At 53.6% G+C, this 12,537-nt stretch carries 16 protein-coding genes; 7 read left to right on the top strand and 9 right to left on the bottom strand.

Annotation, left to right across the window (positions count from 1 at the left end):
• From VI895_13250 to VI895_13260, 3 genes are all read right to left on the bottom strand, one after another.
• The coding region (locus tag VI895_13250) for a hypothetical protein (GenBank protein HLG20765.1) at nucleotides 1-800 on the bottom strand (800 nt) is incomplete at its 3' end.
• A gap of 10 nt (nucleotides 801-810) precedes the next feature.
• The gene (locus tag VI895_13255; protein HLG20766.1) at nucleotides 811-1,461 is read right to left on the bottom strand and encodes a prepilin-type N-terminal cleavage/methylation domain-containing protein; all 651 of its coding nucleotides are present in this window, start codon (nucleotides 1,459-1,461) and stop codon (nucleotides 811-813) included.
• Nucleotides 1,448-1,978 (bottom strand): GspH/FimT family protein, encoded by a 531-nt coding sequence (locus VI895_13260; GenBank protein ID HLG20767.1) that lies wholly within the window; start codon nucleotides 1,976-1,978, stop codon nucleotides 1,448-1,450. Before VI895_13260 ends, VI895_13255 begins: the two co-directional genes overlap by 14 nt.
• Nucleotides 1,979-2,599: 621 nt before the next feature.
• Between VI895_13260 and VI895_13265 the strand changes: the two genes are divergently transcribed.
• Nucleotides 2,600-2,878: a hypothetical protein gene (locus VI895_13265; GenBank protein ID HLG20768.1), complete on the top strand. Its 279-nt coding sequence runs from the start codon at nucleotides 2,600-2,602 to the stop codon at nucleotides 2,876-2,878.
• A gap of 10 nt (nucleotides 2,879-2,888) precedes the next feature.
• Nucleotides 2,889-3,128, top strand: a complete 240-nt coding sequence (locus VI895_13270; GenBank protein ID HLG20769.1) for a DUF423 domain-containing protein — start codon at nucleotides 2,889-2,891, stop codon at nucleotides 3,126-3,128.
• On the opposite strand, the gene VI895_13275 is transcribed toward VI895_13270, so the two are convergent.
• Nucleotides 3,115-4,143, bottom strand: a complete 1,029-nt coding sequence (locus VI895_13275) for an alpha/beta hydrolase-fold protein (protein ID HLG20770.1) — start codon at nucleotides 4,141-4,143, stop codon at nucleotides 3,115-3,117. The two genes, VI895_13270 and VI895_13275, sit on opposite strands and share 14 nt — an antisense overlap.
• A gap of 47 nt (nucleotides 4,144-4,190) precedes the next feature.
• On the opposite strand from VI895_13275, the gene VI895_13280 reads away from it, so the two are divergent.
• Together VI895_13280 and VI895_13285 are read left to right on the top strand one after the other, a co-directional pair.
• Nucleotides 4,191-4,955, top strand: a complete 765-nt coding sequence (locus tag VI895_13280) for a glycosyltransferase (protein ID HLG20771.1) — start codon at nucleotides 4,191-4,193, stop codon at nucleotides 4,953-4,955.
• Entirely contained in the window at nucleotides 4,952-6,562 is a 1,611-nt protein-coding gene (locus VI895_13285; protein HLG20772.1) for a tetratricopeptide repeat protein, read from the top strand. The genes VI895_13280 and VI895_13285 overlap by 4 nt, the downstream gene beginning before the upstream one ends.
• 6 nt (nucleotides 6,563-6,568) lie before the next feature.
• On the opposite strand, the gene VI895_13290 is transcribed toward VI895_13285, so the two are convergent.
• Together VI895_13290 and VI895_13295 are read right to left on the bottom strand one after the other, a co-directional pair.
• Nucleotides 6,569-6,838, bottom strand: a complete 270-nt coding sequence (locus VI895_13290) for a BolA family protein (protein HLG20773.1) — start codon at nucleotides 6,836-6,838, stop codon at nucleotides 6,569-6,571.
• The gene (locus tag VI895_13295) at nucleotides 6,835-7,662 is read right to left on the bottom strand and encodes an ATP-binding protein (GenBank protein HLG20774.1); all 828 of its coding nucleotides are present in this window, start codon (nucleotides 7,660-7,662) and stop codon (nucleotides 6,835-6,837) included. The genes VI895_13290 and VI895_13295 overlap by 4 nt, the downstream gene beginning before the upstream one ends.
• Before the next feature lie 48 nt (nucleotides 7,663-7,710).
• On the opposite strand from VI895_13295, the gene VI895_13300 reads away from it, so the two are divergent.
• Complete coding sequence (locus tag VI895_13300; protein HLG20775.1) at nucleotides 7,711-8,376, top strand: hypothetical protein; 666 nt, start codon at nucleotides 7,711-7,713, stop codon at nucleotides 8,374-8,376.
• Here the strand turns inward: VI895_13300 and VI895_13305 are convergent.
• A complete protein-coding gene (locus VI895_13305; protein HLG20776.1) occupies nucleotides 8,342-8,914 on the bottom strand; it encodes a thermonuclease family protein in 573 nt (190 codons plus the stop codon). The two genes, VI895_13300 and VI895_13305, sit on opposite strands and share 35 nt — an antisense overlap.
• Before the next feature lie 30 nt (nucleotides 8,915-8,944).
• On the opposite strand from VI895_13305, the gene VI895_13310 reads away from it, so the two are divergent.
• Nucleotides 8,945-9,622 carry a thiopurine S-methyltransferase gene (locus tag VI895_13310; GenBank protein HLG20777.1) on the top strand — a complete coding sequence of 226 codons (678 nt, stop codon included), beginning with the start codon at nucleotides 8,945-8,947 and terminating at the stop codon, nucleotides 9,620-9,622.
• On the opposite strand, the gene VI895_13315 is transcribed toward VI895_13310, so the two are convergent.
• Both VI895_13315 and VI895_13320 read right to left on the bottom strand, forming a co-directional pair.
• The gene (locus VI895_13315) at nucleotides 9,603-9,887 is read right to left on the bottom strand and encodes a hypothetical protein (protein ID HLG20778.1); all 285 of its coding nucleotides are present in this window, start codon (nucleotides 9,885-9,887) and stop codon (nucleotides 9,603-9,605) included. The genes VI895_13310 and VI895_13315 overlap by 20 nt on opposite strands.
• Before the next feature lie 551 nt (nucleotides 9,888-10,438).
• Nucleotides 10,439-11,971, bottom strand: coding sequence for a hypothetical protein (locus tag VI895_13320; GenBank protein HLG20779.1), 1,533 nt, complete (start codon nucleotides 11,969-11,971; stop codon nucleotides 10,439-10,441).
• 191 nt (nucleotides 11,972-12,162) lie between these two features.
• On the opposite strand from VI895_13320, the gene VI895_13325 reads away from it, so the two are divergent.
• Nucleotides 12,163-12,537 (top strand): AbiEi antitoxin N-terminal domain-containing protein (locus VI895_13325; GenBank protein ID HLG20780.1); only part of this gene is annotated, 375 nt, incomplete at its 3' end.

Below are 12,537 nucleotides of genomic sequence, written 5' to 3' on the forward strand. Positions count from 1 at the left end.
AATTGGTCCCGGATCGCCCGCCAATCGGAGCAATGCGAATTCGCGCCGGTGTTGGCAAGGACCTCCGGCGTCAGATTGCTTTCAAATCCACTTCCGGTAGTGTTCACGGCCGATTCGCCGGCGACCGCATATCCGCCTCCCGACGTCGGCGTTTGATCGCTCCCATCGCACCCCGTTCCCGTGCACCATGTGGTGGGATCGGAGTCCATAAGCTCCGGCGGAATGTTGTAGTCGTGCCCCGTAATTTCGCCGCCGCCCGAAGTCTTGGCGTCCGTGGTCGTCCCGCAGAGAAGTGCGCCCGTAGGGCCCTGGCCGGACCCGGGCATTCCCGGGGAAGGGGGAAATGTGATTCCGGTCATGATCTGCTGGTGCGTCTCGATCTGGACGCTGCCTCCGCTTTTGCCATAGCCGTACGACGTCAACACAAGCAGGTTATCCGCGTCGGTCGCAGGATTTCCGTTTTCTTTCGGATTCGGGGCGCCCTGGTCGTCGATATCGTTATCTCTAATCCGAACCTCATAATTCCCGCCGTTGAACGGCGTTTTTGAGATCATGACGCCGGACGGATAGAGCGCTAACAGCTGATCAAACGTTTTGCCTTCCATCAACTTTCGGCCTCGCGCGACGCCGACTTCCGCGATATCGAAAACGTCCACCGTCTTCGTGTAATTTCCGCTGACCTTTACGCTCGACGTCGTCGTCGCCGCGCCGGTCATGAGAAAAAAGCTCATGGCCATCAGCGCGATCAGCGCCAAGACAACCACAAACCCCCCTTTTCCCTTTTTTACCCACCCCTTCATAACGCCCTCCTTATTGATAATTCCGAAGCCGAATGTTCATCTTGATTTCTTTCGTATCCTCGACGCCCGTGTTCGGGTTCGTTCTCCCGGTTCCCGCCACCAAACGCATCGACACCGTCTTGATGAAGGGAAGATCGCCTCCGGGCGGCTGATCCACCCAAAGCCCCGTGGTCCCGTACTGGTACTTGAGCTGAAAGGCCCTGACGTTTTCGATCACGAGCTGATCCCCCGCCTGCCGTTTGATCTGGTCCGGCACGCCGTCCGGTTTAATGGAATCATCGACGAACTCGTAGATGATATCCTCGTCCGTAGGCGGGGACGGATCGATCACGCCGTTCGCGTTCAGGTCGGCTTGGATCCGAAGCCGCGTCGGCGTCGCCTCCGCAAGTGGAATGCCCCACTTGGTGCCTCCGCGCAAGATACCGCGAGGGTCCGAGCCGGCCCGGCGGATATCCCGCCCGATGATGAAAAACGAGATCTGCGACATCGACTCGACGTCCGCTCGCAAACGTTGCGACACGGATTGTTTTCGTTGCTTCCCCAGGAAAGTGTAGATCGCGCTTACCGTAACACCCGCGAGAATCAACACGATCATGATCTCGATGAGCGTAAATCCCGTCGCGTTTTTTTTTCGGCGCCCCTTTCGATTAATGGTTCTCAATTGAAATCGCTCCTCCGACGTCGACGGTGATCGTTTTCGTGCGTGTGGCCCCCAGCCCTGTCACGATCACATAGGGAGCGGGGATCGCCCCTGAAGAAAACTGAAAAAGGCCTCGCGGTGTGGATTCGAGCCATTTTGCTCCCGTTCCCAGCGCCGTCGTCCACGTGGCATTGTCGAGGTACGTATCCACAGGCATGCGATTGACGTCCCCGACCTGTTCCCAGTTTGCCGTTCCGGTGATATTCGCCCCCACGGTCCAGTCGGAACTCGAGGAGAACGAAATTCGATGAACGCGATTGGTCGATATCGCGCGGCTGCGAATCAGGACGATGTCATCATGAATCGCCTGCGTCGCGCGATCGACGCTGTCTCCCGACTTGGAACCGAGCATGGTGATGATGAATACCGAGGCTAGGGCCGCAACGATCACCATGACGATGATGATCTCGATCAGGGACATCCCCAGCGATATTTTCGTAATTCGGTCCATCTGCACCCTGCCCTCGCATTCCAACACTACGCCTCGGCCCTCCGGCTCGATTCAATCGTTGGGACGCCGGAACGCAACGCATGTTGGACCAAATAAAAATTTTAACATATTAGTGGGTCTTCCAGAAGCGCCGAGCATCTTCTTTTGAGTGTTAAGAAAAGTTTACTCATCTAACCCTCTCGGAGCCGCTGATAAGGAAACCGAAGAAGCAGGTCACGAATGCCCCTCCGAATCGATTCTACCGAACTTTGCTGCAAATTTTGTTCGAGAAGCGGAAGGACGGTTCCGCTCGTGCGTTCGATGAACGGCCTTTATTGTACGAACGAACGCTGTTATTCGCGCCTTGCCGACGGTAATTTGGTGCCGCCGGCCGACTGCAGCCGTTGCAAGGAGAACGCTTTTTACGCTGAAGAGGACGGCACGCCGCTTTATATTTGCATCGCGTGCGGTCAGAAGGATTCCGCCTAGTGTCCCGAGTCCGAGATAGCTTGATGACAAAGGATGCCGATGCGCCCGGATGGCAAGGCGCGACGACGAAGGCGTACTTGCAAAGCCGTACGCCGAGGAGGAGCAACGCAGCCAGCCGGGATGCAGCGGCGGCCGACTATCAAGATATGTCGGACTCGGGACACTGGGGGATAAGAAAGCATGAAAAAAGTTCTTAAACTGCTCGGAATCATCGTCGCCGTTCTTTCCCCGGCGGCCTGGATGACGTATCAGATCACACGCACGCCCACGGTGGGTTGCGAAGTCTGCATGGAGTTTCGCGGACGTTCGCAATGCCGCAAAGCCACCGGCCCGGACCAACCGTCGTGCAAAACAACGGCCACGGACAACGCTTGCGCTTTTTTGGCTTCCGGAATGACCGATTCCATCAAGTGCACGCAGGGCGAACCGGTCAGCGTTCAATTCCTGGGCACGAACTGATGGATCGCCTTTGGTTTGCGTTGGGATCGCTCTGTCCCTCCTGGCTGTGGCCTGGGCATCCACTCGTTGGCCTCATCCCGCCACCACCGTCGCCGGTTTTAGTTTCGCGATCGGCACGTTCATTTTTTCGGGAACGTTATACCTCCTCGCGATCACCGGGGTCCGGTGGTTGGGCGCGATCACACTGATCGGGGGCGTTGCGCTCTTGGTTGGTTGGCTGAGCCTCTTCGTCTCCGTTATCCGTTCTTAAGCGGCATTTTTTCCAGCATTTTCCGAATTCGATCTCCGAATCGATAATGATGCCCGGAGTGTTTTCCGGGATATTCTTCCAAATAAAACGAAATTCCGTGGGCCTTGAGACGGCGAGCCACCTGGCGGTGTCCGATATGGAGACCGTACTCATCCTCCGTCCCGGCTTCGAGATGGATCCACTTCATCTGCCGTAGGGCGTCGGCGTAACGCTCGACCATCCGGACCGGATCCCAGGCGAGAAATTTGTTCCACGCCTCGGGAATCAGCTCACCGCTCTCGATGTCAAAATAAAGGTCGCCGCACAAGACCGGGACGCTTAGGTTCGGCGCATAACAGGCGCACATCGAAAGATTCATCATCGTTTCGAAATCTTCCCGTTTCAAAAGACCACCCGGATTCGGACTCTCCAGGAATCTTTCCATGAACGTCCGTACGCCCCCGGCCTTTTGAATCACCCCGATCATCGTCGGTATCGGAGCTTGATAGAGTTGTTCGTACCAGCTGTCTCCCGCCGAGCTGCAGAAATAGGCGAATGTGTCGGGACGCAACATGCCGGTGACCATCGCTCCGAATCCGCCGCTCGAATGCCCGAGAACGCCGCGGAACTCGCGACTCTTGAATGTGTGAAATTTCGAATCGACGAAGGAAACGATTTCATCGCAGAGGTAGTCCATATACGGACCGTTTGCGGCGGAATTGATGTACTGGCTCGCTCCTAACTTTGTAGCTCCATCGGGAAAGACAACGAGCAGCGGAGGAACGTCGCCGTTCGTAATCATCTGATCGAGACGATCCGGAAGAGAGACCGTGAACGCCCCTTCGTCCGCCAAATAACGCGCGCCCCGGCCGGACCAACCGGCGAGAAGGTAAACGACCGGATACGGCACCTTTCGCTTGGCATCGTATCCAGGCGGAACGTAAACCGGCAGCCGCCGAATATTCGGGTCTCCCATCGGATTGTCTCGAAGGAGCCGGCTTTCAAACTCAAGGATACGGATATCCGGGAGCGGCATCGTGTCTAATTTTTATCAGCCATCGCCCGAAGAGTCATCCCTCCGCCTTGTCGTTCCCTCGTTTGGAGATTCCCGGTCAGCCGCGTATCTTGAATCCCGTGGACGGCATATCGCTGGTCATTCCCTTCTATAATGAGGAACAGGTTCTGCGTACCACCGCGGAGGCCGTGTGGGTTTTTCTCGGGGAACTCCGCAGACCGTTTGAATTGCTTTTGGGCGACGACGGCTCCACCGACGGAAGTTACAGGATCGCCCAAGAATTTCAAAAGCGGCATCCCGATTACTGTAGGCTCGTGCGCAATCCGCAAAACCGAGGGCGGGGAAGCATTCTCTCCCAAGCTTTTTCGCGCGCCCAGATGCCGATTGTCGCCTATATCGACGCCGATCTCGAAATCGGGCTCGACCATCTGCGCGCGCTGATCCGAACGTTCGACGATCCAGCGACCATGGTCTGTACCGGATCCAAGCTTTTGCAGACGGATGCCGCGTCAAGGAGCTATCGCCGAAAATTTGCTACCCTCACCCTTAATTTTCTCATTCACACATTTCTCCATTCTCCTCTAACGGATCACCAGTGCGGACTTAAAGGTTTTCGAAAGAATTTTCTTTCCACGCTCCTGCTCAAAACCCAGGAAACGGGATGGGCGTTTGACACAGAGATCCTGCTGTTGGCGCAGAAAGAGGGTGCGCGAGTCCGTGAAATTCCCGTGACGCTTCAAGCCAGCCGGCCCAGCAAGGTTTCCTTCCTCGCCACGGTCTTTCATTTCTTTCAAAAGATTGCGGAGTTTCGCTTCCGAGGACTTGTGCTGTGAGAGCCCGATGGGGTCTGGTGGTCCTGGTCCTCTTTACGGCGGTTCTTCACCATGGAGCTCTAAGAAATGAATTCTATTGGGACGACCGGCCGCTAATTGTCGAAGGCCATCTCGTCCGCTCTTGGAGTTCTGTTCCCGCGATCTTTACTCATGAGATGTGGTTCAACGCCGATCTCGGCGAGCGGGCGCCCCGTGCAAAGATCGATACGTATCGCCCTCTCTCGAATCTTTCGTTTTTAGTCGATTATCAAATCTATGGCCCCAACCCCGCCGGATTTCATGCGACGAATCTCCTGATTCACCTGGCTTGTGTCGTCCTCGCATCTCTTGTCTTTTCGATCTTTGCGTCACCTCCATTCGCCCTGTTGGGAGCAGCGATTTTCGCATTACATCCAATGACGCTGGAACCGATTCATTACGCAGCAGCCCGAACCGATTCCCTCGCCGCGCTTTTCATCTTTCTCGCCACATGGCTCTTCTTTCGGAAAAAACCGACACGGATAACGGCGATCATGGTGTCAGCGGCTTTTCTTTGCGGTGCTTTGGTCAAGGAAACCGCTCTATTCTTTCCCGTTTTTGCGGTCGGGACTCTTGCGGTGCAAAAGAGACGGATGCACGTACCCAACGTCGCTATGATTATCGCGAGCTTGGGTTCCGCTCTCGCCGTTTATTTCTTCCTCCGCTTAAATGCACTCGGCGGCGCTAAGGCGATTGAAAGCGACACACATACCGTTGAAATGCTTCTCAATTATCCTTCATTCGTCTTCCGGTTTTTCAAGACGGCGTTCATTCCCCTTTGGCCGATGCCGATGCAAACGATCTCGATCGTCCGACCTCCCGCAAACGCGACGGTCTGGTTCAGCGCATTCGGTTTTTACACGTTATCTGCGTTCATCCTCTTCTTCTGCTTCCGGAGAAGTCCGACACTCGGCGCGATAGGTGCGTGGGTTCTCCTGGCGCTGGCGCCACCGTTTGCGGCCGTCAGCATGATTGAAGAATTCAATCCTCGATATCTTTATCCCGCTCTTTTAGGTTTCGCCGGAAGCCTGGCGTACATTCTCCACCGTTGGAGTGAAAAGAACTTGGCGGTAAAATTACCGCTCATTGTCGGCTGGCTTTCTTGCTGCGTCCTCGCCACCCTCACATTTTATCGATCGGCCGACTATCGGACCGAGGAGACATTCTACCGAGGCATTTTGAATGACGGCCCTCACTCGGTCACCGCAGAGTTCAACCTAGGCAATACCTTGTTTCGGCACAAACGCTGGGAAGAGGCAATCCCTCTCTACACAGAAGTCGTTCGACGCCGACCGGACCATGTCTCCGCCATCAATAACTTGGGGATGGCCCACCTATCGTTGAACCAGCCCGGATCCGCCGCCCCTTATTTCGAACGGGCGGTGGCTTTTCAGCCCGGCAATGAGCGGTACAGATTCAATCTCTATTTGGCTGAACGAGACCGGGGACACTTGGAAAAGGCTTACGCTTACCTTGAAGAGGTTCTTTCGATCAGCCCGGATGATGAAGGTGCCCGCCAGGAGCTGACCCGAATCTGCGGGAAGAACCCTCCGGAAATTCTCCGGAAAGAATGTCAGGCCACACGGTAGAAGAGCTTACGGCTTCTTCCACTCTTCCGGCGTATAGGCTCGAATCGCCAGCGCATGGATCGCCGGGTTATTGCCCATGTTCACGGCGTCGTAAACCATCCGATGGCGGTCGACGAGCGACTTTCCTTCGAATTGTGTCGATACCACCAGGAGACGAAAGTGGCCGCCGCCGGAAGCCTGTGAATGCCCCAGGTGTTGAACACTCTCGTCGGCAAGTTCAAGGTGGGTGGGACTCAGTTGTTCCTGAATCGCCTTCTTCATTTGATCGATATTCATCGCGGTTCTCCCAATTGAATCGGCACAACTTCCTCGCCCGGCGAAGGTGCAAACGTTCCCTTTTCACTGAACCGCGGATCGAGAAAGCGTGAAGGCTCCAGGCGGCTCAACGCGGACCTCATCGACGCGTGCAGATCGGGGATTTCCACGGCCAACACGGAGATCAGCTGTTTTACACGTTTTCGCTTGAGATCGCTGTATTCATGTTCCGGATGCGTGGGGCAGACCGGGCATGTGCACCCGACGACCGGGAATTGGCGTTCGTGGGAATACATCGCCAGCCATCGCTCTTCGCAATACAGAATAGGCCGGATCACCGGAACGTGGCCTGCATTTGAAAGCAGCACCGGCGGTAACGCGGCCATTCGCCCTCCGTAAAACAGATTCAAACAAAGGGTCTCAATTGCGTCATCTAGGTGATGCCCGAGAGCGATCTTCGTCGCTCCGAATCGCTCCGCGGCCGTATAAAGGGCGCCCCGGCGTAATTTCGCACACATGCTACAGAACGTGCTTCCTTCGTCTTTTTTGTCGGCGACCGTTTCAAAAATTTTTTGCCGGACCAAATGAAACGGCACATCCAACCGCCGGCACTGTCTCTCGATCACCGAAGCATCAAACCCCTCCAGTCCTCCGTCAATGGTCACCGCCGAGAGCTGGAAGGAAAACGGCGCCCGTTTTCGATGCTCCGCCAGAAGACCCAAAAGAGCCCACGAATCCTTGCCGCCGGAAAGGCCGACCAAGACGTGATCGCCTCGCTGCAGCATCCGATGCTGGACCAGGGCCCGTGAAAACTGTTTCCGAATTGTAAGGGAAGTACCGTTCATAATGAAAAGGATGAAGTCGTCGACTTATCTGTTGTATAGTTCAATTGTATGGACACGACAATCACGCCGGACATGAATAGGAACATTATTTCGAATTTGCTCTTTATTGGGCTCTTGTTGGCTTCCGCTTGCGGCGATGACTCGCCGGCCGTCGGCACGGGCGCGCCATTGAGTTCGCTTTCGGAGGCGCCGACCGGCGTAGAGCTCTATACGGCACTCCTGAGCAGCCTCGAGGGAGGGGCATTCACACTCAATCGAATTGCGGCTCCTCATTCTGGAGTTCGCATGTCGTCCATCCGCGCACAATCGAGCGATTTATTCAACGAGGAAGAGTCGGTGCCCTGCCCCAACGGTGGAACGGCATCGATCAAGAGCCAGATCGTCGCCAAGGATTCAACGTCCGGTACCATCACTCTCGATATGACCTATTCAGACTGCGGAGTTACGGTCATCCTGAAAGAAAAATCCTATGCCGAAACCCTGAACGGCTCGGGTAATGTGAGCGGCGCCGTGAAAAACGATTATGCTACCGCATCGGGCGGCCTGGGACTGACGATCAGCGGCGACCTGGGGCTGTCTCTTGAATGTAGCGCGAGTGCTTCGGGCCCGATCGATGCCGAAGTGCCGGACAGCCTGGACGGTCAATGCGTATTTCGAGATTCCGAAGGCACCGAATTGATTATTTCGAAAGACGAGCTTCTGAGCCTGAACTAACCCGAATACGCCGGGTGGGCAGCGCCGCCCATATTCCCCGGCGGGCCGCGCGGGCCTCCGCTTCCAGGGACTCAAGATCGCGGTCGGCCGGAGCGAAATATCGGTACCAACGGGCGTAACCGACGCGGACGAGTTCGTGGTTGGCAATTTTTCCATCCGCCAATTTCACAATGCCAACGGTCCGTCCGTATTTATCCATGTCTTTCACGTCGATCTCGACATCTTTGCCCCAGACCAGATCGGCAAGAAACTGTCTTGCTTTATTGGCGTACGGCTCATGGCGTTCCGGCGCGTCGATCCCATATAGCCGGATCGTGACGGATTCTTGGTCGTGAAGAACTTCGATCGTATCCCCGTCGTAAACTTTCACGACATGCCCCGAAAACGATTCGGACCAGGCCGGCGTAGGGGGGTTCGCCACCTGCTTCGCGGGGCCTTGAGGCTGGCGATGACGAACCACCAATATCCCCAAGGCAACGCCCAGAAGAGGAGGTCCAATGAAATAGAGCCATCGTCCGAATGTGCGGCGTTTAGACAAACTGGACAACTCCCTTCATGATCCTACCCGATGTCGACGAAAACCTTTGACCGGAAGTATTGGGAAAATCGATGGGTGGAAGGTCAGACCGGATTCCATCAAACTACAGTTAATCCTTGCTTGCAGAAACATTTCCTCCGCGTGGGTCGCCCAAACAGCCACTGTTTGGTTCCACTCTCTGGAAAAAGTCTCGATATGGCGTGGCTCGCAACGCAGGATCAGAGAGTTACCGGTGTTGAAGTTTCTTCGGTCGCCGTCGAAGAATTCTTTAAAGAACAGAAACTGACACACGACGTTCTCCCGCTGAAGAATCGGCTCCAGCTTTACTCCGCCGAGAATATCGCCATCGTTCACGGGGATCTCTTCGATCTCTGGCCTTCGAATATTGAACCGGTGGATTGGATCTACGACCGAGCCGCGCTCATTGTCTTTCCTCCGGAGATACAGGCCCCGTACGTCCGTCACCTGGAGCGCTTTCTCCCGGTGGGGAAACAGATTCTTTTGATCAGCTTTGAATATCCGCGCAATGAAATGTCAGGTCCTCCGTTTTCTGTTACGCAAGCCGATATCCACCGGCTCTTTTCGCCCGCATTCGCCGTGGAAACCTTGGAGCGCGTGGACATTTTGAATCGTGAGCCGCGATGGAAGGAACGGGGGGTGACATCGCTTCACGAAGGCATTTACCTCCTCACCAAGCGCGGGTCCTAGTGTCCCGCACCGAGCGAATATTATCGTTGTAATTCCGTTTGCACGTCCCCCAATAGGGGATCTCGATTTCCCCGTGTCCCACAACGCGCTCCCGCCAACAGCCGAACGTGTACGTAATTTCCTTGAGATTTGAAATCTGCCCGCCGCTGCGGCTGAAATTGTAGCTCCCGCAATTCCAATCAATGAAAAACGCAGCTGTGGCCGAAGCCGAGCCGGCCAGAACCACGATTGTCATCCCCGCTGCTATTGCTACCCATCGCTTCATCCCTACCTCCTTTTAGGCGGAGGCTTTCAACCTTCCGCAACTCACATGCCGCAGGACGACATTTATCCATCACAGACCGGAACTGAGTGAAATTGGATGATTAGAACCCGTTGCCTCGCACAAGGTGAAGCAGCGCAGTACTCGTTAAGGACGAACTTCGTCCGGCCCCGGGACCGGTTGTTGGTTTGTTATCGGGGTCTAAAGATACTCTGTTCGCCGCGCCAATAATGTATCGGAAAGATTAGAAAGTTCGAGCAGGCCACAATGGACAAGGTTCGAACGTTTTTCAAGGAAGAGGCGACGAAGATTTGAGATGGCAAAGTTTGCGCCCGCCGCCAGACGGCGTCGGATCACAAACTTTGCAGCTCCCTTGCCGTCTCGAAATTTGTTGTTGGATCGACACGCCTTGCCTCTGACGAGCAACCTCGTGCCAGGCGCGCCTGTCACTCCGGTTGCAATCCGGCCTTCGGCCGGCCCGGAACCCACCAACTTCCACAAATTGGCGCGGGCATTGATTCGAGCGGGGCTGAAGGAGGCCCGCGCTTCCAAAACTATTCTGGCCAACTTGATTCCGCACCAAGCCACTGGGCCAACTGTCGATCAAATGGAACCTCGTCCTTCATTTGGGCAAGAGTGAGCTGCTCCGTCAGGGAAAGCAGTGGAAATTTGGTCAAATCGAAACCAAACGCGACTTGTGAACTAATGTAGTTGCTCTTTTTTGCTTTTTCGAAGTGTTTTGAATCACGCGCCATTCGTTCCCGAAGCTCCTTCAATTTAAGGGCGTCATTGCTTTTTTCGTAAATGCTTTCGAGACCTTTTTCGAGAATTCGTCGGGATGTCCATGCCGAAGAAAAACCAACAACATTGTCTGAAGAACGTCTCAGCGAATCTGCCATCAGCAAGGCGCTTTCTCCGAGTTTAACAGCTTGAGGGATACCCTTGTCCGACAGTGTTTCACACATACTTGCTTTAAGATGCCTCGCCAAACGAATGACCTTTACCCTCACGGTTGAATTGAACGTAGAGCTTGCTCGAAGGCCAATGATTGCCCATGCAATTGGAACTGATGGTATCTGAGGGTTGTACTTAACGATTTGATCGTATACGAGTCGCGCTGTTTCAGAATCTGGCGCAGAAAAATGCCCCTTTCGAAAGTCCATGGACATGAAATCATCTAGATCGTTGGAATTAAGTCCTTTACAGGTTGGAGTGGAGGCATTCTTTGAAGGTTCGCAACGCGTGCCTTCGCAATAATCCGCAGGCTGCCGCAGCGTTATTCTAAGAAGCTCCGGCGTTAATTCGTCTGGATCACGTTTGGACCATCGACTGAGTACCTTTTCAAATTCAGCTTTAATTGTTTCATTATTTTCTTTTTTCTCAAGAACGTATCCCATAAACACTGCTTGCATGGCTGCATTCTCTGGATATCTTCGGAGATATTCCAAGAGAGTATCGTTCAGGCTTGCTGTCTGTTTTTGATGAGCGGCAATAAATGCTGCGGCGATGGCAGCCTCTTTCGTCTTTTTGGAATCCAATTGTTTACGGATGGTTTCAAACCATTGATCGGCCGCTGCTTCTTTTTCTTTTGTATCGCATGCAATACAGAGACGGGGCTCCAATTCTTTCATGATTTTGGAGGTTGCCCGATCATCGCCGACACACGATTCGAATGGATCACATTTCGAAACTAGGCCCTCTTTCGCATATACACGTGCTGCCTGTTCTAGAATGTTTCCCGTTGGTTGATTCAATCGTTCCCGGGACAAATCGATCATAAACTGATTTGCACGCGTCTTGTGCCACCACGACGCCTGTAGATCGCCGAATATTTGTGCCGCACCTGCGATATCTCCTTTCTCGAATGCTGCATAGCCAAGAAGGGTCTTTGCAATCCGGTCACCTTTGTCGACCGCGATTCGCTCATTCGCCAAGCGTTCCACCGTTGGCCAGTCCTTCATCGCATAAGCTTTGTAAAGGTCGACTGTAGGAGTTGGGTCCGCATATCCGTCTACTGCATACAATGCGGCTCCAAAGAGCATGAGCAAACAGGAAACAATCACATTTCTTGGCGTACGTGATTTCATATTGTCCTCACTGTTCAGTATTCGGAGTAAAGAGTACCATGCAATAACATGCTAGAATAATTAAATTATTTTAATATTAGCCCGCAAACTAGTTTCTTTAATAAAAGTTTTATGTATTAAAAATACATAAATTAATAATTATACAAACCAATGCCTTGATTCTAGTTTATAAATAAATTAGAATATGTATTATGAATACAAGTAAAGAAAGTAAATTAAACCGCCTTGTCACTTCAGTAGCTTCAGGCACCTGCAACGCCACTGCTTATTTCGCTGAACAAGGCTACTCATATCGTCTGCTGCATAACTACGAAGAGAGTGGTTGGCTCGAATTTTTGGAAAGGGGAGCGTTTATCAGAAAGGGGGACCAAGTCGATTGGTTCGGGGGTCTCTATGCAATCCAAAAACAACTCAAGAAAAAAATCCATGTAGGAGGAAAAACGGCCCTATTGCTTCAAGGGTACGGTCAGTCTGTCCCTCTGGGAAAGGAGCAGGTCCACTTATTTGGTCCTTCAAACGAAACATTACCTAAATGGTTTACGGTCCACAAATGGGGCGCTGACATC

The sequence above is a fragment of the Bdellovibrionota bacterium genome (assembly GCA_035292885.1).
Classification (GTDB): Bacteria; Bdellovibrionota_G; JALEGL01; order JALEGL01; family DATDPG01; genus DATDPG01.

Coding starts and splice junctions, on each gene's coding strand:
- VI895_13265 (HLG20768.1), top strand. CDS start 2,600: ATGAAAAAAGTTCTTAAACTGCTCGGAATCATCGTCGCCGTTCTTTCC.
- VI895_13275 (HLG20770.1), bottom strand. CDS start 4,143: ATGCCGCTCCCGGATATCCGTATCCTTGAGTTTGAAAGCCGGCTCCTT.
- VI895_13290 (HLG20773.1), bottom strand. CDS start 6,838: ATGAATATCGATCAAATGAAGAAGGCGATTCAGGAACAACTGAGTCCC.
- VI895_13295 (HLG20774.1), bottom strand. CDS start 7,662: ATGAACGGTACTTCCCTTACAATTCGGAAACAGTTTTCACGGGCCCTG.
- VI895_13300 (HLG20775.1), top strand. CDS start 7,711: ATGGACACGACAATCACGCCGGACATGAATAGGAACATTATTTCGAAT.
- VI895_13310 (HLG20777.1), top strand. CDS start 8,945: ATGTCGACGAAAACCTTTGACCGGAAGTATTGGGAAAATCGATGGGTG.
- VI895_13315 (HLG20778.1), bottom strand. CDS start 9,887: ATGAAGCGATGGGTAGCAATAGCAGCGGGGATGACAATCGTGGTTCTG.
- VI895_13320 (HLG20779.1), bottom strand. CDS start 11,971: ATGAAATCACGTACGCCAAGAAATGTGATTGTTTCCTGTTTGCTCATG.